This is a genomic window from Lysobacter fragariae (assembly GCF_054779775.1).
Genome location: NZ_BAAGXP010000013.1, coordinates 40,043 through 60,074, shown reverse-complemented (window position 1 = coordinate 60,074; position 20,032 = coordinate 40,043). Strand labels below are relative to the sequence as shown.

The following is a 20,032-nucleotide window of genomic DNA, read 5'->3' as shown; positions in this document are numbered from 1 at the left end:
ACGTCCCGGTCCATGAAGGACGAGAAAGCGGAATTTTCAGCGCGCCTGCGCGCCGCCCTGAAGGACGCCCACATCGAGGCCAGCGCTGCGGTGATCGAGAAGCGGTTCAACGCGCGCTATGACGGCCCGTCGGTGACCGCGCAGGCGATCTCCGGTTGGCTCAATGGCAAGGCGATGCCGCGACAGGACAAGATCCGGGTGCTGGCCGCGATCGTCGGCGTGGATCCGCATGTCCTGCAGTACGGTGGCAAGCACCGCGTGGGCGAGGCCCGAACCGACTGGGCGGAAGCGATGGGCCCGCAGGACCGCGCGATGGTCGATGCTTTCCTCAGTCTGTCGTCCGCTCAGCGCAAACTGGTTCGGGACATGGTCGCTGCTCTCGCCGGCGTGGCGGGTACCAAGGGCTGATCGCACGCCATCGAGCCGCCCCGCCCGTCGTGCGGACCGAGGGCAGGGTGCTGATGGGTGCGATCCAGAGCCTCAGGCTCCTTGGAGCATTGCGAATGCCTGCTGTCGCAATCCCTCGCTCGCGGCTGTCGTGTTCGCGGCGAAGTGGCAGTCCACTACACGATTCTCGCCAGGCACCCGTGCGCTATTTCTCTTGTGGCGCATCCGCGGTTGCAGGCGGCCCCCGCGGATCGTCCTTGGGATCGATGTAGTTGATCTCGAAGGGGCCCATCGCCTGCACCTGCACGATCATGCCGCCCTTCGTGGACGCGGCGTGGTGCATGTGGGCAGGCAGCACCACGTAGTCGCCCGGGCCGAAGTTTTCCGAATGCGCCTGCGCGCCTTCGTCCATCGACAGGGTCGCGTCGCCTTCGAGCACCGTCACGTGTTCATCGGTCGGATGCCAGTGCTTGGGAATCCGGTAGCCCGCCGGCGCCTTGAGGCGCAGGGTGAACGGGCCTTCCTTTCCGGGGTCCCCGGACAGCACCGCCGCCTGGGCGCCGGGTGGCAGCGAGGGCGGGGCGTCGCCCCATTGCAGGGTGGCGGCCTTGACCATGACGTGATTGGCCATCGGCGCCGCTGGGTCGGCGGCGAGGGTCAGCGTGGGCAGCAGCGCCGCCAGGAGCAGCATCGAACGGTTCATGGAGAGTCTCCGGTTTCGGGCGCGATCCCTCGCAGCGGTCCATCCGCGTGGACGGAGCCGGCCCCGCTCCCTCCCGGCCGATGCCGGGCGGTACCGTCAGACGCATTCTTCGCGGGAAGTGTTAACGCGATGCGATAATCCCGGCATGAGCGAACACAACGACAAGACCACCACCCATTTCGGCTTCCGCGACGTCCCCGTCGCCGAGAAGCAGAAGCTCGTCGGCGAGGTGTTCTCCTCCGTCGCCGGCAAGTACGACCTGATGAACGACCTGATGTCGCTGGGCGTGCATCGGGTGTGGAAGCGCTACTTCGTCGGCACCTGCCAGGTGAAGCGCGGCGACCGCGTGCTCGACCTGGCCGGCGGCACGGGCGACATCGCGTTGTTGCTGCGCGACCGCGTCGGCGCGACGGGCAGCATCGTCCTGGGCGACATCAACGGCGAGATGCTGAAGGTCGGTCGCGATCGCATGACCGACCGCGGCGTCGTGTCGGGTATCGAGTTCGTCGAGTGCAACGCGCAATCGCTGCCGTTCCCGGATGCCAACTTCGACCTGGTGACGATCGCGTTCGGCCTGCGCAACGTCACCGACAAGGACGCCGCGCTGCGCGAGATGCACCGCGTGCTCAAGGTCGGCGGCCAGGCACGCGTGCTGGAGTTCTCCGAGGTTACGGCTGCGTGGTTCAAGCCGATCTACGACTTCCACTCGTTCAACATCCTGCCCAAGCTGGGCAAGCTGTTCGCGAACGACAGCGACAGCTACCAGTACCTGGCCGAATCGATCCGCAAGCATCCGCCGCAGGACGAACTGAAGGCGATGATGGAGTCCGCCGGATTCGCGCGCTGCAACTACCGGAACCTGAGCGCCGGGATCGTGGCGATCCACACCGGCTACAAGGTCTGACTGCAACGGCCTGGGCGGCTTCCTGTCGCGGCGATAACGGGCGCCAGGGCGCGCGCTGTCTGGTCCGGAAAGGTTAGGAATTACCCTGAATAATTGCCGTCATTCCCGCGAAGGCGGGGATCGAGTGCCTTTGTTTTCAATGGCTTGAAGTCGCTGGATCCCCGCCTTCGCGGGGATGACGAATAAAAGAGTTGACCGGGCGCGGGGGCGCTAAACTGCGCCCTTTCCGCCCCGCAGGCCCATTCCATGCGCCACCCGATCCGCTATTCGACCCTGATGCTGTCCCTCGCCGTCGCGCTGGCTGCCGCCGCCGGTTGCCAGAAGGAGGCCGCTTCGCCCGTGAATGACTCCGCCCAGCCCGCCGTCGCCGCGCCGGCTACCAACGATGCGATGACGCGCATCGACGAGCACTCCTACGCGCAGCCGGACAAGGTCAAGGTCAAGGATCTCGCGCTGGAGCTGACGGTCGACTTCGACAAGAAGCAGATCGATGGCGGTGCCACGCTGACGCTGGACTGGGCGGACAAGAAGGCGACGCAGCTCGTGCTCGACACGCGCGACCTGGCCATCAGCAAGATCGTGGGCGAACGCAGCGATGGCAAGTGGGAAGACCTCAAGTTCGCGCTGGCGCCGGCCGACAAGATCCTCGGCAGCAAACTCACCGTCGAGACGCCGCAGCGCAACGCACGTGTCCGCATCAGCTACACCACGTCGCCCAACGCATCGGGCCTGCAGTGGCTGACCCCGGCGATGACCGAAGGCAAGAAGACGCCTTTCATGTTCAGCCAGTCGCAGCAGATCCATGCGCGTTCGTGGGTGCCGCTGCAGGACACCTCCAGCGTCCGCTTCACCTACACCGCGCACGTGCTGGCACCGAAGGACGCGATGGTGGTGATGAGCGCCGCGATCGAGCCGGGCGTTGCCGACAAGAGCGGCGACAAGGGCGACAAGCGTGATGGCGACTACACCTTCAGGATGTCGCAGCCGATTCCTTCGTACCTGTTGGCGATCGGCGTCGGCGACCTGGTGTTCAAGCCGATCAGCAAGCGCAGTGGCGTGTGGGCCGAACCAGCCTCCGTCGACAAGGCGGTGAAGGAGTTCGCCGACACCGAGAAGATGATCGAGACCACCGAGAAGCTGTACGGTCCCTATCGCTGGGAGCGGTACGACATGCTGCTGCTGCCGCCGTCGTTCCCGTACGGCGGCATGGAAAACCCGCGCATGACGTTCCTGACGCCGACGGTGATCGTTGGCGACAAGTCGCTGGTGTCGCTGATCGCGCATGAGCTGGCGCACAGCTGGTCGGGCAACCTGGTGACGTTCGCCACCTCGAAGGACGCGTGGCTCAACGAAGGCGTCACGTCGTACGTGGAGAACCGCATCATCGAGGCGCTGTACGGCAAGGAACGCGCCGACATGGAGAACGTGATCGAGCGCAACGAGCTCAAGCAGGAGTTCACCGAGGAAAACAAGGCGCTGCAGTCGCTGGCCGGCACGCCGGGCGTGCTGAAGGATCCCGACGACAACCTCAGCTCGACCGTCTACACCAAGGGCGCGTGGTTCATGCAGTTCCTGGAGCAGCGCTTCGGCCGCGCGGATTTCGATGCGTTCCTGCGTGGGTACTTCGATCACTTCGCGTTCCAGTCGATTTCCTCGCAGCAGTTCGCCGACTACGCCAAGGCCAACCTGCTGGAGAAGTTCCCGGGCAAGGTGACGCAGGGCGAGTTCGACGCGTGGCTGCATGAGCCGGGCGTTCCGGCCACCGCGCCGCAGACGACTTCGGCACGTTTCGATGCCGTCGACGCCGCGCGCAAGGCATGGCTCGACGCCGGCACGATGCCCGCGAAGGACGCCAGCGCGAAGTGGACGACGCAGGAGTGGGTGCACTTCGTCGAAGGCATGCCGGAAACGCTCAAGCCGGAGCAGCTCGCTGCGCTGGATGCGGCTTACCACTTCACCGGTACGCCCAACGGCGAGATCGCGCAGCGCTGGTATCCGCTGGCGGTGCGCAGTGGCTACACGCAGGCGAACGCGGAAATCGCGAAGTTCCTGGAACGCGTCGGCCGCCGCAAGCTGATCATGCCGACCTACAAGGAACTGGTGAAGACGCCCGCGGGCCTCGCGCTCGCCGAGGAAACCTTCGCGAAGGCCAAGCCGGGCTACCACCCGATCACCACCGGCTCGGTGGAGACGGTCATCGCCGACGCGAAGGCTGCGGCTGCGAAGTCGAAGTAAGTTGATCAGCTCCGTGGACTGCGGTTCCGCCAGCTTTGGTCGAAATGGCGCAGTCTCCCTCCCTTTCGCGCAGCGAAGGGGAGGGTTGGGGTGGGGTACGAGCGCGCAGCGCGAGTTGCTCTTGGTTCCTGTAGAAGCAAACGCCAAGGCACCCCCTCCCAACCTCCCCCTTGCGCTTCGCGCAAAGGGGAGGGGTTGTCCTGCCAGTGCCTTGCACCGGTGGCGCGCACCGAAGAAGGCGCAATCGTGAAGACGCGCTTCCTCCGGGGATGTGCGGGCGTTGCGCTTGCGGTGGCGATCATCGCCACAGCGGTCGCCGTCGACCCTTATGCCCTGGTCCGCATCGAATATGCCCGCCAGCGCGTTGCCGCCAACCTGTCGCGAGAAACTATCTACGTCGCCGGCCACCGCTGGGTCTACGCCCACAACGATGACGCGCCCGCCGGCGCACCCACCGTTGTGATGCTGCACGGCTTCACCGGCAGCAAGGAAAACTGGTATCCCGTCGCGGCCCGCTTGCGCGGTCGCTACCGCCTCTTGATCCCGGACCTGCCGGGTTGGGGCGAGAGTGAACGCAAGCCGGCGACCGACTACGGCTTCAATGCCCAAGCCGGATACGTCGATGCCTTCATCCGCGCGCTTTCGCCGGGGCGGCCGGTAGTGCTGCTGGGGCATTCGATGGGTGGCGGTATCGTACCGATCGTGGCTGCACGTTATCCGCAGGATGTGAAAGCGGTCGGCCTGCTCGCCGCGGCGGGCGTGCGATTCCGCGACAACCAGTTCGGTCGCGACGTGCTGGCCGGACACAATCCATTCGCCGTCACCGATGCGGGGTCGCTGGATCATTATCTCGACATCCTTTTTTTTGATCGCGCCGCACGACCGTTCATCCCCTGGCCGGCATCGACCGGTTTGATCCGCCGACGCCGCGCTGACGGCGACTTCGAGCAATCGGTGCTCGATCACATCGGCCGCGGCGATGAACGCTTCGCGCCGGGAGAAGCCGCGGACGCCGTACGCCAGCCGGCACTGCTGCTGTGGTGTCGTCGCGACGCGGTGATCGATGCCAGTGCGATGGCGTTGTACGCTGCACGCATGCCACAGGCGCGACAGGTGATGCTCGATGGTTGCGGCCACCTGTCGCTGATGGAGCGCCCCGGTGAAGTGGCGGCTGCGGTGGAAACACTGGTCGATACGATTCCGAACGAAGGTCCACGATGATCAAAGACACGCAACTCAAGCGCGCGCAATTCCATGGCGCGCAACTCGAACGCTTGCATTTCAGGGGAGGGTCACTCGCCCTGGTGCTGTCCGCCGCATTTGTGCTCGCTGCGTGCCAGCCTGCGGAAGATCCCGCTGCTGCAGCCGCTGCCCAGGCGGCACAGGCCGCCGCGAAAGAGGCCAAGGCCGAGGAAATCGGCAAGGCATTCGACTCGCAGTTCTCGCAGCACAACTGGGAACTGGCGCGTGCGCACGGCGAGGAGCTGATGCTGACCTATCCGGACAGCCCGGTGACCGCGCGCATCAAGCCGCAGTTCGAGGAAGCCAAGGCCAAGGCCGATGAAGCGCGCGAGAAGCTGCGCCTGGCCGCGCTGTGGGATTACGCCAGCCAGCCGGTGAAGGGTGGCGACCAGTTGTCGGCTGCGCTGTATTCCAAATCGGCGGTGAACGTCGGCGGACCCAGTCCGTATCCGGTGCGGCTGATCTTCCGCGACCATCCGTCGTGGGGCACGAGCAGCTACCTGGTGCTGGAGAACGGCGACTTCGATTGCTATCGCGGCTGCAAGGTGCAGGTGAAGCTGGACGACAAGCCGGCGAAGGCGATGGCGGCGTCGCGTCCGGATACCAAGGAAGCGATCGCGATGTTCATCGAGGACGAGAAGGCGCTGTGGAAGATGGCGCGCAGCGCGAAGACGATGACGATCGAGTTTCCGGTCAAGGCCGGTGGCAAGCGCACGGCGGTGTTCGAAGTGGGTGGGCTGAACGCTTCGAAGTTGCCGAAGTGGTGAGTAAGTTGCGCTGCCGGGGTGCGGTTCGGGTGTAGTGGGGAACTTTGCGGCGGGGTGGGCGTGGGTTCGCGCTAGCGCGATGGTGGAAGGCGCGGTGGTTTGTCTGTGCAGGCCGCCCGCGCGGCCTCGTTAGATGTCGAGACTTGGGTTTGGTCGCGGGCGGGCCGCCCGCGCGGCCTCGTTGGCGCCGAGGCTAAGGGGTTAGTCGTGGGCGTTCACGCGATTCGACTGCCGCGGGAGTAAGCTCCGGTCACGGCGGCGACACCCACCCGGGGTAGTCCCGCCTGGTCGGCGCGATGCAGGATGCGCGCGCCGCGTCCACCAGCGGCGCCGCTGCACGGGACGATGGGCGGATGCCTCGCGGAGGCCGTCATGCTTTCCCCACGCCTGCACAACCTGCTCGATGAGCACCATGCGCCATACCAGGCATTCGCCCACGACCGCACCATCACCGCGCACGAAACCGCCGCGGCCACGCATATCGGCCAGCAGCAGTTCGCCAAGACCGTGATGCTCAAGGTCGATGGGCGCCTGGCGATGATGGTGATGCCCGCTTCCTACCGGATCGACCTCACGCGGCTGTCGCGCGCACTCGGCGGCGACGTGGTCGAACTGGCCAGCGAGAACGAGTTCAAGGGTGCCTTCGCCGATTGCGAAGTCGGCGCGATGCCGCCGTTTGGTCATCTGTACGGCATGCCGGTGTACGTGGATTCACGCCTGGCCCAGCAGCCGGAAATCGCGTTCAACGCGGGTTCGCATACCGATGTCGTGCGGATGCCGTACGAGGAATTCGAGAAACTCGCCCAGCCCGAACTGCTGTGGCTGGCACATGTGATGTGACGGCCTGATGTGACGGCATGATGCGACGGCAGGCGCCGTCGCTCGAGGTTGCCGGCCAGACTCCCGCAGGGCGGGAGCGTTCGCATGCGCTATTCCGCGGCAGCGGCCTGTGCGACTGCGCTGCCCGGTGCCGGCAGCGGCAGGCGCCGGCGGAATTCGCGTTGCAGCAGCACCAGGCTGATCACTGCCTGCAACGCCATCGTCGTCATCGACAGCAGCCACAGGTGGTGCAGCTGGAACCAGGGCTGGCGCGACATCCACACGGCGGGCAGCACGAAGGTCAGCAGGCGGCTGGAACTGCTCAGGAATGCAGGCAGCGTGTTGCCCAGCGCCTGGAACATGCCCGAGCAGGTGAACACCAGTCCCGAAGCCAGGAAGTTCCAGGAGATGTAGGTCAGGAACTCCGTCGCTACTGCAATCACGCCGGTGTCGTGGGTGAAGCCACGCACCAGCAATTCCGGCCGCCACTGGCACAGCAGTGTCAGCGTCACCATGATCGTGCCGCCGAACCAGGCCGCCGTGCGGAAGGTGTCCCGCGCTCGCTGCGACTTGCCGGCGCCGACGTTCTGGCCCGCGACCGGCGCAGCGGCGAACGCGATCGCCATCACCGGCAGGAAGATCGCCTGCATCACCCGCGAACCGATGCCGAATCCGGCCTGCGCATCGGCGCCGAAATCGCGGATCACCCAATAGATCACGCCCATGTAGACGAAGAGCAGCGCGAACTCGCCGCCCGGCGGCAGGCCCACGGCCAGGATCCGTCGCCACACGGTGGCACGCATGCGCATCAGCGCGCGATCGAAGCCGACGTAGTGTTCGAGCCGCACGAAGTACAGCGCCATCAGCACCACGCCCACGACTACCGCGATCGAACTGGCCAGCGCCGCGCCGGCGACGCCCATCGGCCGCCCGGTGCCCCAGCCGGCGATCAGCACCGGCGCCAGCACGGCGTTGAGCACAACGGTGATCAGCTGCACCACCATCGTCGGCTTCGCGATGCCTGTGCCACGCAATGCCGAGCCCATCGACACCAGCGCGAACTGCAGCGCGAGACCGGGCAGGAACCAGTGCAGGTAGGTGATGCCGGCGGCCGTGGTCGCCGCGTCCGCGCCCAGCGTGCGCATGTACGCGCCGCTGAATGCCGAGCCGCCCACCGCGACCAGCACGGCACAGCCCAGCGACAGCAGCAGGCTCTGGTTGAAGATCAGGTTGGCGTCCGCCTGGTCCTTGCGACCGGCGGCATGCGCGATCAGCGCCATCGTGCCCACGCCCAGCACCTGCGTGAGCGCCATGACGATGAACTGCACGTTGCCCGCGGCGCTGACGCCGGCGATCGCGGCGTCGCCGAGCTGGGCGACGAAGTACAGGTCGATCATGAAGTACAGCGTCTGGAACAGCAGGCCGATCGCAATCGGCGCGGCCATCCGCAGCAGGTGCTTCGGAATCGAGCCTTGGGTCATGTCGTGCATGGGGATATAGCGATCGGTGGGTTCTTCTAGGGTCGCATCCAGTGAATGATTCCGCCAATTTCCATGCACGGCGCGATGTCGCTTGCCCGGGACAAAAACCGCCTACTGGAAAAAAAGCGCCCTGTTAGCAGGGCGCAAGGTTCCGATTCAGATTTTTCGCTGGCGGAGCAGCCAGCCATAAAACCCCGATACGGCGCGGTAGTCACCGGCTGAGAGCTCGTGTTGGAAAGCCTGTTGCATTGTTGACCCGGGGGGGCATCCTGCGTTCGAACAGTAGGCCGCTACCTCTAGCGAGTTGGGGCCGCACCCGCCGGCCTCCCCGCAGCTGATGAGCGTCGATGCCTGAGACCAGGCTGTCATCAGTTCGGTCATTCCAAATTCCTTGCTTCCGTTAGGAATCGCCTCCGCAAGCGGGAACTGGCCCGTCTCGAGCAATATCTGCCCGGCTGAAAACAGCTGGGAATAGTCGGGCGCGGTACGTATGGCCGCCATCGATTCACTCGCGGCCACGCCTTTCCCTGACTCTCTCAGCACCTTGGACAAGTCCTTGATTGGTCCGGCGATTTTGTATTTCGAATAGTCGAAGCCTTCGCACAACTTGACCACTCGTGCGACGGCCCAGGCTCTTGTTGGATCAGCTTGAGAGTTTTCACCCAGTGCTCCGTGCGGGTCGAAGTCGTCGCCACACACAAGTGCTGCCCGCTCGATCAAAGAAATCATACGAGGGTCGCTTATCTCGCCGCTCGGGCCGGCTACAGCTTCGATGGCTGTTGCCAGCGAAGCCCCAGAATCCAGAACCGCGTATAGGCCATCCTTGGCTGCCTTTGGCGCGAAGTCTGCATCGTGAAACGCCTGATTTGGCAGGGTGTCGCTTGTGCTGGAAGGTTCGGCTAAGGAAGCATGTGCTTCAGTCGACTCGCTTCGGTGCTGACTCCAAAGGAAGTATCCGCCGAAAGCAGTCGCAACCATTGAGCCGAGGATAATTGCTCGCCTTAGATAGTTGGACATGACAGGAGGCTTCCTGGAACTGGGGCGGGGCTGATCGGATCGGAAAACAGCGGGGAGGTAATCTGCCAGCGTTCTGTAGAGCCGTCGTCGTATCTGACCCTGACCAATGCGCCACTAGTGAATATGGGCTTGCCCGTGGCAAGCCGCGCTGCCTGGGTCCTGGTAATGTCCACGGCCGCATGGAGGTGCCGGTCCATTACGTCCGACTGCAATTGGCCTCATATGGATTGTTGGCCGTATCCAAGGCGCTTCCCACGAGGCTACTGGTTCCCGTATTGATGCCTCCACCGGCACCACCCTCTCCCATTCCCCCCCCCGCCGCTTCCTCCCTCGCCGGTCCCCATGCTGTCGGTCAACCAGCAGTTTGCTGAACTTGACCCATGACGGTGCCGTATACGCATGTTATGGCGGCATTCGCATCAGTGGCTGCGAAGGTGAGTCCCAAAGCTAAGGCCGTTAGAACGTTGCTGTTCCTCATCGTAACTACACTCCATGTAGATTGGATTGCCCCCAGATTGGGGCGGGACATTTGGCCATGAGGCACACGGCCTGGCAAGGCAGCGCAGCGCGGCCAATGCAAGTGCATTACCCAACAAAAAGCCCCGCCGGAGCGGGGCTTTTCTATTCGTTGCCGAACCCGCAGCGCGGGCCGTCTCGATTACAACGCGTAGCCGAACTGCTGCCTGAACTGCTCGGCGAATTCCGCGTAGTCGAAGCGCTGGTTCTGCGTTCCCGGATGCTCGACCTTCAGCGCGCCCATCAGGTTGCCGATGCGGCCGATCGTCATCCAGTCGTAGCCCTTCTCGATGCCGAAAATCAGGCCGGCGCGGAACGCGTCGCCGCAGCCGGTCGGATCGGTGACGCGGCGTTCGTGCGCGGGCGGGATGTCATGCGTCTTGCCGTCCGCGTGGATCGTCGCGCCCTTGGGGCCGCGGGTGACGATGTATGCCTTCACCTTGCCGGCGATTTCCTGCTCGCTCCAGCCGGTGCGTTCCTGCAGCAGGTTGGACTCGTAGTCGTTGACGGTGACGTAGTCGGACTGGTCGATGAACTCGCGCAGCTCCGCGCCGTTGAACAGCGGCATCGCCTGGCCCGGATCGAAGATGAAGGGGATGCCGGCCGCGGCGAATTCCTTTGCGTTCTGCAGCATGCCATCGCGGCCGTCGGGGCTGACGATGCCGAAGGTGACGTTCGGCACGTCCTTCACGTGGTTCTCGTACGAACGCATCATCGCGCCCGGGTGGAACGCGGTGATCTGGTTGTTGTCGTGGTCGGTGGTGATGAACGCCTGGGGCGTGAACAGCTCGTCGATCACCTTGACCCGATCGAGCGGAATGTCCTGTTCAGCGAACCAGTCGCGGTACGGGCCGAAATCCTGGCCGACGGTCGCCATCGGGATCGGGTCGCCGCCGAGTAGTTTCAGGTTGTAGGCGATGTTGCCCGCGCAGCCGCCGAACTCGCGGCGCATGCGCGGCACCAGGAACGAGACGTTGAGGATGTGCACCTTGTCCGGGAGGATGTGGTTCTTGAACTGGTCCGGGAACACCATGATGGTGTCGTAGGCCAGCGAGCCGCAGATCAGGGCTGCCATCGGGTTTGGTCCTGTTTCATGGCCCCGGGGCAGGGGCCGTTCGGGTGGCGGTCGGCGCACCGATGGTCTGGCGGCGTCCGGAAGGCGGGTAGGGTAGCCGCGGGCCCCTTCCCAAAGCCAGCGCCAGTGCCGGTTTTGAGGAAAATTTCCTTGTTTGGACAATGGCCTGGGCGTAGGCTACCGGGTTCCTTGTGCCCCTTCCCCCCACGGCCAGTTCCGCTGGCAATCACGGCTGATTCCTGATGTTCAAGAAGTTCCGCGGCATGTTCTCCAATGACCTGTCCATCGACCTGGGCACGGCCAACACCCTCATTTATGTCCGCGGGCAGGGAATCGTGCTGAACGAGCCGTCCGTGGTCGCCGTGCGCCAGGACCGCGTGATCGGCGGCAACCGCTCGGTCGCGGCGGTGGGTTCGGAGGCCAAGCAGATGCTCGGCCGCACCCCGGGCCACATCAACACCATCCGGCCGATGAAGGACGGCGTGATCGCCGACTTCACCTACACCGAGGAAATGCTCAAGTACTTCATCCGCAAGGTGCACAAGTCGCGCTTCCTGCGCCCCAGCCCGCGCGTGCTGGTCTGTGTGCCCTGCGGTTCGACCCAGGTCGAGCGCCGCGCGATCAAGGAATCGGCTGAAGAAGCCGGTGCGCGTGAGGTCTACCTGATCGAAGAACCCATGGCCGCCGCCATCGGCGCCGGCATGCCGGTGACCGAGGCCCGCGGTTCGATGGTCGTCGACATCGGCGGCGGCACCACGGAAGTCGCGGTCATCGCCCTGAACGGCATCGTCTATTCGCAGTCGGTCCGCATCGGCGGCGACCGCTTCGACGAAGCCATCATCGCCTACGTCCGCCGCACCTACGGCACCCTGATCGGCGAAACCACCGCCGAGCGCATCAAGCTCGAGATCGGCTGCGCCACGCCGCAGAAGGACCCGCGTTCGATGGAGGTCTCCGGCCGCAACCTCGCCGAGGGCGTGCCGAAGATGGTGAAGCTCAATTCCAACGAAGTGCACGAAGCGCTGCGCGAGCCGCTCGCGGGCATCGTGGCGGCCATCCGCCTGGCGCTGGAGCAGACCCCGCCGGAGCTGTGCGCCGACGTCGCCGAGCGCGGCATCGTGCTCACCGGTGGCGGCGCGCTGCTGCGCGACCTGGATCGCCTGATCAGCGAGGAAACCGGCCTGCACGTGCAGGTCGCGGATGATCCGCTGACCTGCGTCGCGCGTGGCGGTGGCCGTGCGCTGGAACTGGTGGACATGCACGGCAACGAGTTCTTCGCGCCGGAATGAAAAAGCGGGAGACGGCGCGCGGAAAGCACGACTTCTGCCACACACCGTCTCCCGGTTTTACGTCAATGATGCTGTGCCCCGCGTCGCGCGTTCGCCACGTCGACCATTTCCACGATCCCCTCCGTTGATCCCCTGACGTGCCTTCCTACGCCGGTCCTTCCACCAGCCGCTCCGGTGACCTTGCTGGCACGCTGCAGCTATTGGCGTACCTGGCGCTGGGTGTGGTCCTGCTGGTGCTGGACCACCGCGGCGGCTGGCTCAGCCGCGTCCGCCAGCAGGCGCAGACGCTCGTCCAGCCGCTGCGTGCCGTGGCGGGCATGCCCGGGCAGGTAGTCAGGACGGTTTCCAACGACGCCGGCACGCTCGGCCAGCTCACCGTCGAAAACCGCCGCCTTCGCAACGAACTCCTGGTCACCCGCGCGCGCATGGCGCGGCTGGCGACCGTCAATGCCGACAATGCCCGCCTGCGCGCCCTGCTCGGCGCTGCGGAGCAGGGCAGCCTGGACGTCCAGCTGGCGCCGATACTCACCATCGACCTGGATCCGACCCGCCAGCGCCTGGTGCTCGGTGCCGGCAGTGGCGACGGTGTCCGCGTCGGCCAGACCGTGATCGACGCCGGTGGCGTGCTGGGCCAGATCATCGAAGTCGGCCCGTTGCAGTCCACGGTGCTGCTGCTGACCGATCCCGACCACGCCATTCCCGTCGCCATCGCCCGCAACGGCGTGCGCCTGGTGGCTTACGGGACCGGCCGCGTCGACCAGCTCGCGCTGGCCAGCGTGCCGCTGTCGAGCGAGGTGAAGGTCGGCGACGTGCTGGTGACGTCGGGCCTGGGCGGGCGCTTCGCCGCCGGCTTCCCGGTCGGCACGATCACCGCGCTGCGTCCGGACGAGAGCCGCGCCTTCCTGGTTGGCGACGTGAAGCCTTCGGCCGAACTCGACCGCGGTCGCGACGTGCTGCTGCTGCGCACGTTGCCGTCGCGGCCGGTGATCGGGCCGGGCACCGTGCCGGCCGCCGCGCCGGTTGAAGGAGCGGCGGCGCCAGTTGAAGGAACTTCGGCGCCAGTTGAAGGAACTTCGGCAGCAGGCACCACGCCGGGGCAAGCAACGAAGGCGGCTGCTGGCGCGCCTGCACCCGCACCTGCTGCGGGAACGACGCATGCAGCCGCATCGCGCACTGCGCAGCCTGCAGCGACCGGCCCCGCGCGCCAGATTTCATCGCCGGCTGCTGCAACGTCGACCGGCACGCCGCCGCGCACGCCGCAGGCGCCCCCGCCGCAACCCGAACCCGCCGCGGAGCACCGCTGATGCGCGCCCGCTCCTCCCCCTGGATACTGCCGCTGAGCCTGCTCGTCGCGCTGTTGCTTGGCCTGCTGCCCATGCCGAGCGTGCTGCAGCAGCTGCGACCCTACTGGCTGGCGCTGGTGCTGGCGTACTGGGTGATGGAAGACCCCGACCGCGTCGGCCTGGGCTTCGCGTTCCTGATCGGGCTGGTCGCCGACCTCGTCATCGGCAGCCTGCTGGGCGAACAGGCGCTGCGACTGGTGGTGATGACCTTCATCCTGCAGCGCTTCCGTGCGCGGATGCGCTTCTTCCCGTTGTCGCAGCAATCGCTGGCCATGGGCGCGCTGCTGGTCAACGACCGCATCGTCACCGTCGCCATCCACTGGCTGCTGGGCGTTCCCAACCTGTCCGGTGCGGCGTGGTTCGGCCCGCTGGTCGGCATGCTGCTGTGGGTGCCGGTGTTCGCGCTGGTGGACGGGCTGCGGCTGGGCTGGCGCCGGCGCTGATGTCCCTGCGTCCGCGCCGCCGCTTCATCAAGAACGCTGCGATGGAGGCGGAGCAGTTCCGCCGCCGCGCGTTCGTCGCCTTCAGCTGCGTGATGCTCGCGCTCGCCGGACTGGGGCTGTGGTACTTCCGCCTGCAGGTCTGGCAGCACAGCGAATACGCCACGCGCTCGGAAGCCAATCGCATCAAGCTGCGCCCGGTGGTGCCGGCGCGCGGGCTGATCTACGACCGCAAGGGCCGCATCCTGGCCGACAACGTGCCCGCGTTCCGCCTGGACGTGACGCCGAAGGAAGCCGGCGACACCAGCAAGTGGCTGCCGGAGCTGGCGAAGATCGTGTCGCTGTCGAAGGAAGACATCGACAGCTACGAAGCCAACCGCTTCGTCGCGCGCGGCTTCAAGCCGGTGACGCTGAAGCTGCGCATCAGCGAGGAAGAAGCCGCGCGCTTCGCCGTCGATCGCTGGCGCTTCCCCGGCATCGAGCTGCAGCCCTACCTCAATCGGCGCTACCTGTACGGCGAATTGTTCTCGCACGTGATCGGCTACGTCGGCCGCGTCGATGCGGCCGACCTGAAGGAACTCAGCGACGCCGATGCCGCGCTCAGCCACGTCGGCAAGACCGGCCTGGAGCGCTATTACGAACAGGCGCTGCGCGGCACGGTCGGGTTCGAGAAGATCGTCACCAACGTCGATGGTCGCCCGATGTCGTCGGCGGGCCGCGATCCGGCCAAGCCCGGCGCGGACCTGCGCCTGAGCATCGACCTGGACCTGCAGCAGGCGATGGTCACCGCGTTCGGCGACAAGGACGGGGCGGCGGTGGCGGTGGATCCGCGCACCGGCGAGATCCTCGCGATGGTCAGCCTGCCCGGTTACGACACCAACCTGTTCGTCAACGGCATCTCGCATAAGGACTACCGGTCGCTGATGGACAACCCGTCGCGGCCACTGTTCAACCGCAACGTGCTGGGCGGTGGCCCGCCGGGTTCGACGGTGAAGCCGCTGATTGGCCTGGCCGGCCTCGACAGCGGCCTGCGCACGCCGGAAACCAAGGTGTTTTCGACCGGCACGTTCTACATTCCCGGCCAGCGCCGCGGCTGGCGCGACGCACACGGCGGCGCGGGCTGGACCGACCTGCGCAAGTCGATCTCGCACTCGGTGAACTTCTACTACTACAAGCTCGCCTACGAGATGGGTATCCAGAAGTTCGATACCTACATGTACAAGTACGGCTTCGGCGAGAAGACCGGCATCGACCTGTCCGGCGAAACCGTCGGCGTGGTGCCTTCGCCGGAATGGAAGGCCAAGCGCAGCAAGGAAGGCTGGTACCCGGGCGAAACCGTCAATGCCGGCATCGGCCAGGGCTACTGGGTCGCGACCGCGCTGCAGCTGGTGCGCGGCACCGCGGCCATTGCCAACGGCGGCAACCTGCGCCGCCTGCACATCGTCGCCGACCGCCGCGATGGCTACGACCAGCCGTGGCGCGCGGTGCCGCAACCGGCGCCGACCCGCATCACCGACAACGCGTCGAACCTGCGCGCAGTGCAGGAAGGCATGATCGCCACGATCCACGGCGGTGGCACCGGCGCGGCGATGGCACGCGGTGCGCCGTACATGATGGCGGGCAAGACCGGCACCGCACAGAAGATCAGTCGCAAGGGCAGCGTGAGCTTCGATCCGCATTCGCTGCCGTACAACCTGCGCCACCAGGCGTTGTTCGTCGGTTATGCACCGGCTGACAACCCGACCATCGCCATTGCGGTGTCGGTCGAACACGGTGGATTCGGCGGTACCGCCGCGGCGCCGATCGCGCGCAAGGTGTTCGACGCGTGGCTGCTGGGCAAGATGCCCGAACCGGAAGTGGCGACCACGCCGCACCCCGCACCCAACACGCCGCCGCCGCCCGATGAGGATGCGGTGCAGCTGGTGGTTCCGGACGCGGGCGGCCCTCCCGCGGCAACTGTTCCCGCAACCACTACGCCCGCGCGCCCGGCACCGGTTGGCGTCGCGCCGACGCGGCCGCAGGCCGTGAAGCCGCCGGCGACGCCGGCAACCCAGCCGCCCGCCCGACGGACGCAGGAGCCGACGCGATGAGACTGCTGCTGCGCTGGCTGTTCGACATGTTGCAGCGCTTCACGCGCACGCTGGACCTGCCGTTGCTCGGCGCGTTGCTGGCATTGATGGCGATCGGCCTGGCCGTGCTGTACAGCGCCGGCGACCAGTCGATGCGCCTGGTGGTGGCGCAGGGTTCGCGTTTCGCGATGGGCCTGGGCGTGATGTGGGCGCTGTCGCGGTTGCCGACGACGCAGCTGCGCAACTGGACGCCGTGGGTGTATGGCCTGTCGCTGGTTCCGTTGCTGATCGTGCTGGTCGTCGGGCAGGGCAAGCACGGCAACCTGTGGATCAACCTGGGCGTGTTCTATTTCCAGCCGGCCGAAGTGCTCAAGCTGAGCCTGCCGATGATGGTCGCCTGGTACCTCAATCGCCGGCCGTTGCCGCCGCGCTTCAGCGTCGTGCTGCTGGCTGCGGTGATCATCGGCGTGCCGACGGGACTGATCCTGCTGCAGCCGGACTTCGGCACGGCGATGCTGGTGGGCATCAGTGGCGCGTTCGTGCTGTACCTGGCGGGCCTGCCGTGGTGGTGGTTCGGCGCGGCGTTCGGCGCGGTCGGCGCGATCGCACCGATGGCGTGGTTCTGGCTGCTGCGGCCGTACCAGAAGGACCGCATCCTCACCTTCCTCAATCCCGAATCCGACCCGCTCGGCACTGGCTGGAACATCATCCAGTCGAAGATCGCGATCGGTTCGGGCTACTGGACCGGCAAGGGCTGGGGCGAAGGCTCGCAGTCGCACCTCAACTACATTCCCGAGCACACCACCGACTTCATCTTCGCGGTGCTGAGCGAGGAGTTCGGCTGGCTGGGCGTGATGACGGTGCTGGCGCTGTACCTGTTCGTCATCGGTCGCTGCCTGTGGATCGCGGCGGGTGCGCGCGATGGCTATTCGCGGCTGGTGGCCGGCGCGCTGGGCCTGGCGTTCTGCGTGTACGTGATCGTCAACGGCGGGATGATCGCCGGGATGCTGCCGGTGGTGGGCGTGCCGATGCCGTTGTTGAGCTACGGCGGGACGTCGGCAGTGTCGCTGCTCGCGGGGCTGGGCGTGGTGATGGCGGTGCAGGCGCATCGGCCGGTGCATGCGCGGTGAGTTGCCCAGGCGCTTGCCTGAACCACGCATTCATCTGAAATCAAAGGGTTTTTACTCCTGGAACCCCGTGCTACCCTCGGCCGCAATGAGCCGATGCCCGTATTCCCACGCGTGGATGGCACTGCCTTTCGCGCTGTCGCTAACGCTTGCGGCCTGCGCCACGCAGGCAACGCCGCCCACTCCCACGCTTCCTGCACCGCCGGCAACGGCCGTGGCTGGCGCCATCGCCTATGCGCCGTCGCATCCGCCGAGCGCGGAGGAGCGCATCGCGTTCGTGAATGAAACCGCCAGCAAGTACGGCATTGCGCCGCCGGTGATCGAGTCGGTGCTCGCGCGCGCGCAGATCCGCGAGGGCACCATCGCCGCGATGTCGCGTCCGGCCGAGACCAAGCCGTGGCGCGATTACCGTCCGATCTTCATCACCCAGCAACGCATCGACGGCGGCCGCGCCTTCCTCGCCGAGCATCGCGACCAGCTGGCGAAGGTCGAGGCGAAGTACGGCGTGCCGGCGGAAGTGATCGTCGCCATCATCGGCGTCGAAACCAGCTGGGGCGCGAACACCGGCAAGACCTCGGTGCTGGACGCGCTGTACACGCTGGCCTTCAATTACCCGCGCACCAACCTGCCGGAAAAGATCGCGCGCGAGAACCAGCGCGAAGCCTTCTTCCGTGACGAGCTCGGCCAGCTGTTCGCGCTCGGCAAGGACACCGGGCTCGACGTCACCACGCTCACCGGCAGCTACGCCGGCGCGATGGGCTGGGGCCAGTTCATGCCGTCCAGCTATCGCCTGTATGCGGTCGACGGCGATGGCGACGGACGTCGCGACCTGTTCAACGACGTCGACGATATCTTCGCGTCGGTCGCCAATTACTTCGTGGTCAAGGGCGGATGGATGCGTGGGCAGCCGGTGATGGCGCGCGCGAACTACACGCCGGGCACCGTCGCGCTGGTGGATTCCAATGGCGAGCCGGTGCATTCGCTGGCAACGCTCGCGCAGGCCGGCTACACGCCGCTCGCTCCGGTGCCCGCTGGCATCACCGGCGCGCCGATCGTGCTCGATGGCGCCAACGGCGACGAATACTGGCTGACCTTCCGCAACTTCCGGGCGATCTGGAGTTACAACAACTCCATCCGCTACGCGACCGCCGTGTACCAGCTGTCAGAAGCCATCGCCGGTCGCGACGTTGCCGTGGAAGCCGCGCCCGTTCCGGCAGGGCCGGGCGCATGAGGGCGCTGCTGCCGGCAGCGCTGGTGCTGGCCCTGGCCGCCTGTGCCGGGGTGCCGAAGAAGTCTCCGCCGCCGCCCACGGCCTCGGTCGGGAAGGGCGAGGATCGCCCCGCGACGGCGTCGTCCAAGAAGCAGTCGCCCTACGCCGCGGCACAGGAAGATCCGGGCACGCGCGGCCATTACGTCGCCGGCGGCCTGTACGCGCCGCATGTTGCCGACAGCGTCCCCGACGACATCCCCGATGTCGATTCCATTCCCGAGCCCGAAGTCACCGACGAGCCGCGTTCCAGCGTCGGCAACCGCAAGTCCTACGCGGTGCTGGGCAAGAAATACCAGGTCCTCGACAGTGCGCAGGGCTACGTGGAAACCGGCGTCGCTTCGTTCTATGGCAAGAAGTTCCACGGCCGCCGCACGTCCAACCTGGAGGTGTACGACATGTACGCCTTCACCGCCGCGCACAAGACGCTGCCGCTGCCCAGCTTCGCCCGCGTGACCAACCTGGACAACGGCAAGTCGGTGGTGGTGCGCGTCAATGATCGCGGGCCGTTCCACGCGGGCCGGATCATCGATCTGAGCTATGCCGCCGCGACCAAGCTCGGCTACGTGAAGAACGGCACCGCGCGCGTCGAAGTCCGGGCGCTCACTTCGGGCGAGGACAAGCCGGAGTACGCCGGCGCCGCCAACAATCCGCCGCCGTCGAAGGATGGCACCAGGGACAGGAAGCCGGCGAAGGCCGACGCGGCAATCGCCACGCGCAAGCCCGCCGACGACAGTGCGATGGACAAGCTGCTGGCGGCGATGCCGATCGCGACCGCGTCTGCGGCGGAGACCACGTCGACCAGCGGGCTCGCCAGCGCGATGCCAGCCTCGCGGTCCGCACCGTCGGCTGCCGATTACCGCTTCGACATGCGCAAAGACGGTCGCACCATGACCGCAAACGAATTCGAAACCTGGATGAAGTCGCGACAGGTGCGCGTGGCCACCGGCAAGCCGGGGACGCCGCAGGCGACGGCGGTCCCGTCGGCACCGGTCGCGGGCTCGTCGGGTCCGGCTTCGGTGGCCGCAGCCGCTCCGCCCCCGCCGGCACCGGTCCAGGCCGCCGCAGCGGTGGCCAGCACGGTGCAGGGCGAAGACCGCGTGACCCTGCAGGTCGCGGCCTTCTCCGCGCGCGACAACGCCGACCGTGCGCTGCGGATGCTCCAGGGCGCCGGAATCGATGCGGCACGCCTGCTCGACGGCAGTGCCAACGGACAGAAAGTCTGGCGCCTGCGCGTGGGGCCGCTGGCCGCCACGACGGCGCCGGAACTGGCCGCGCGCATCGTCGGTCTGGGCTTTGGACAGCCGCAACGGGTACGGGAGTAGCATCGCCTCGTCCGTTCGCAGCGAAG

General features: G+C 66.5%; 17 protein-coding genes. 13 read left to right on the top strand and 4 right to left on the bottom strand.

Annotated features, from left to right (window positions below):
* Positions 1-12: 12 nt before the first annotated feature.
* Complete coding sequence (locus ACYVD7_RS13785) at positions 13-408, top strand: hypothetical protein (protein ID WP_460764351.1); 396 nt, start codon at positions 13-15, stop codon at positions 406-408.
* A 184-nt stretch (positions 409-592) separates the two neighbouring features.
* On the opposite strand, the gene ACYVD7_RS13780 is transcribed toward ACYVD7_RS13785, so the two are convergent.
* The gene (locus ACYVD7_RS13780; RefSeq protein WP_460764349.1) at positions 593-1,090 is read right to left on the bottom strand and encodes a cupin domain-containing protein; all 498 of its coding nucleotides are present in this window, start codon (positions 1,088-1,090) and stop codon (positions 593-595) included.
* Positions 1,091-1,235: 145 nt separating this feature from the next.
* Between ACYVD7_RS13780 and ubiE the strand changes: the two genes are divergently transcribed.
* From ubiE to ACYVD7_RS13755, 5 genes are all read left to right on the top strand, one after another.
* Positions 1,236-1,994, top strand: a complete 759-nt coding sequence (gene ubiE, locus ACYVD7_RS13775) for a bifunctional demethylmenaquinone methyltransferase/2-methoxy-6-polyprenyl-1,4-benzoquinol methylase UbiE (RefSeq protein WP_460764347.1) — start codon at positions 1,236-1,238, stop codon at positions 1,992-1,994.
* A gap of 258 nt (positions 1,995-2,252) precedes the next feature.
* A complete protein-coding gene (locus tag ACYVD7_RS13770; protein WP_460764541.1) occupies positions 2,253-4,229 on the top strand; it encodes a M1 family metallopeptidase in 1,977 nt (658 codons plus the stop codon).
* A gap of 246 nt (positions 4,230-4,475) precedes the next feature.
* A complete protein-coding gene (locus tag ACYVD7_RS13765; RefSeq protein WP_460764345.1) occupies positions 4,476-5,450 on the top strand; it encodes an alpha/beta fold hydrolase in 975 nt (324 codons plus the stop codon).
* Entirely contained in the window at positions 5,447-6,238 is a 792-nt protein-coding gene (locus tag ACYVD7_RS13760; protein ID WP_460764343.1) for a hypothetical protein, read from the top strand. The genes ACYVD7_RS13765 and ACYVD7_RS13760 overlap by 4 nt, the downstream gene beginning before the upstream one ends.
* A gap of 372 nt (positions 6,239-6,610) precedes the next feature.
* Complete coding sequence (locus ACYVD7_RS13755) at positions 6,611-7,078, top strand: aminoacyl-tRNA deacylase (RefSeq protein ID WP_460764341.1); 468 nt, start codon at positions 6,611-6,613, stop codon at positions 7,076-7,078.
* 89 nt (positions 7,079-7,167) lie between these two features.
* Here the strand turns inward: ACYVD7_RS13755 and ACYVD7_RS13750 are convergent, their stop codons facing one another.
* From ACYVD7_RS13750 to ACYVD7_RS13740, 3 genes are all read right to left on the bottom strand, one after another.
* Positions 7,168-8,547 carry an MATE family efflux transporter gene (locus ACYVD7_RS13750; RefSeq protein ID WP_460764339.1) on the bottom strand — a complete coding sequence of 460 codons (1,380 nt, stop codon included), beginning with the start codon at positions 8,545-8,547 and terminating at the stop codon, positions 7,168-7,170.
* 147 nt (positions 8,548-8,694) lie between these two features.
* On the bottom strand, positions 8,695-9,555 hold the full coding sequence (locus tag ACYVD7_RS13745) for a hypothetical protein (protein WP_460764337.1): 861 nt from the start codon (positions 9,553-9,555) through the stop codon (positions 8,695-8,697).
* 658 nt (positions 9,556-10,213) lie between these two features.
* Positions 10,214-11,146: a carbohydrate kinase family protein gene (locus ACYVD7_RS13740; protein ID WP_460764335.1), complete on the bottom strand. Its 933-nt coding sequence runs from the start codon at positions 11,144-11,146 to the stop codon at positions 10,214-10,216.
* A gap of 242 nt (positions 11,147-11,388) precedes the next feature.
* Between ACYVD7_RS13740 and ACYVD7_RS13735 the strand changes: the two genes are divergently transcribed.
* The 7 genes from ACYVD7_RS13735 (at position 11,389) to ACYVD7_RS13705 (ending at position 20,006) form a co-directional block, all read left to right on the top strand.
* Complete coding sequence (locus tag ACYVD7_RS13735; RefSeq protein ID WP_460764333.1) at positions 11,389-12,435, top strand: rod shape-determining protein; 1,047 nt, start codon at positions 11,389-11,391, stop codon at positions 12,433-12,435.
* A 137-nt stretch (positions 12,436-12,572) separates the two neighbouring features.
* On the top strand, positions 12,573-13,739 hold the full coding sequence (gene mreC, locus ACYVD7_RS13730) for a rod shape-determining protein MreC (protein ID WP_460764331.1): 1,167 nt from the start codon (positions 12,573-12,575) through the stop codon (positions 13,737-13,739).
* Positions 13,739-14,221, top strand: coding sequence for a rod shape-determining protein MreD (mreD, locus tag ACYVD7_RS13725; protein ID WP_460764329.1), 483 nt, complete (start codon positions 13,739-13,741; stop codon positions 14,219-14,221). Before mreC ends, mreD begins: the two co-directional genes overlap by 1 nt.
* Positions 14,221-16,308, top strand: a complete 2,088-nt coding sequence (gene mrdA, locus ACYVD7_RS13720; RefSeq protein ID WP_460764327.1) for a penicillin-binding protein 2 — start codon at positions 14,221-14,223, stop codon at positions 16,306-16,308. The genes mreD and mrdA overlap by 1 nt, the downstream gene beginning before the upstream one ends.
* A complete protein-coding gene (rodA, locus tag ACYVD7_RS13715) occupies positions 16,305-17,417 on the top strand; it encodes a rod shape-determining protein RodA (protein ID WP_460764325.1) in 1,113 nt (370 codons plus the stop codon). Before mrdA ends, rodA begins: the two co-directional genes overlap by 4 nt.
* A gap of 115 nt (positions 17,418-17,532) precedes the next feature.
* On the top strand, positions 17,533-18,645 hold the full coding sequence (gene mltB, locus ACYVD7_RS13710) for a lytic murein transglycosylase B (RefSeq protein WP_460764323.1): 1,113 nt from the start codon (positions 17,533-17,535) through the stop codon (positions 18,643-18,645).
* Positions 18,642-20,006 (top strand): septal ring lytic transglycosylase RlpA family protein, encoded by a 1,365-nt coding sequence (locus ACYVD7_RS13705; RefSeq protein ID WP_460764321.1) that lies wholly within the window; start codon positions 18,642-18,644, stop codon positions 20,004-20,006. The genes mltB and ACYVD7_RS13705 overlap by 4 nt, the downstream gene beginning before the upstream one ends.
* Positions 20,007-20,032 lie beyond the last annotated feature (26 nt).

Bases quoted from the DNA above. Each gene is read 5' to 3' on its own strand.
- ACYVD7_RS13735 (WP_460764333.1), top strand. From the start codon at position 11,389: ATGTTCAAGAAGTTCCGCGGCATGTTCTCCAATGACCTGTCCATCGAC.
- ACYVD7_RS13760 (WP_460764343.1), top strand. From the start codon at position 5,447: ATGATCAAAGACACGCAACTCAAGCGCGCGCAATTCCATGGCGCGCAA.
- ubiE (WP_460764347.1), top strand. From the start codon at position 1,236: ATGAGCGAACACAACGACAAGACCACCACCCATTTCGGCTTCCGCGAC.
- ACYVD7_RS13780 (WP_460764349.1), bottom strand. From the start codon at position 1,090: ATGAACCGTTCGATGCTGCTCCTGGCGGCGCTGCTGCCCACGCTGACC.
- ACYVD7_RS13750 (WP_460764339.1), bottom strand. From the start codon at position 8,547: ATGCACGACATGACCCAAGGCTCGATTCCGAAGCACCTGCTGCGGATG.
- ACYVD7_RS13705 (WP_460764321.1), top strand. From the start codon at position 18,642: ATGAGGGCGCTGCTGCCGGCAGCGCTGGTGCTGGCCCTGGCCGCCTGT.
- mltB (WP_460764323.1), top strand. From the start codon at position 17,533: ATGGCACTGCCTTTCGCGCTGTCGCTAACGCTTGCGGCCTGCGCCACG.
- ACYVD7_RS13740 (WP_460764335.1), bottom strand. From the start codon at position 11,146: ATGGCAGCCCTGATCTGCGGCTCGCTGGCCTACGACACCATCATGGTG.
- mreD (WP_460764329.1), top strand. From the start codon at position 13,739: ATGCGCGCCCGCTCCTCCCCCTGGATACTGCCGCTGAGCCTGCTCGTC.
- mrdA (WP_460764327.1), top strand. From the start codon at position 14,221: ATGTCCCTGCGTCCGCGCCGCCGCTTCATCAAGAACGCTGCGATGGAG.
- rodA (WP_460764325.1), top strand. From the start codon at position 16,305: ATGAGACTGCTGCTGCGCTGGCTGTTCGACATGTTGCAGCGCTTCACG.
- ACYVD7_RS13785 (WP_460764351.1), top strand. From the start codon at position 13: ATGAAGGACGAGAAAGCGGAATTTTCAGCGCGCCTGCGCGCCGCCCTG.
- ACYVD7_RS13755 (WP_460764341.1), top strand. From the start codon at position 6,611: ATGCTTTCCCCACGCCTGCACAACCTGCTCGATGAGCACCATGCGCCA.
- ACYVD7_RS13745 (WP_460764337.1), bottom strand. From the start codon at position 9,555: ATGTCCAACTATCTAAGGCGAGCAATTATCCTCGGCTCAATGGTTGCG.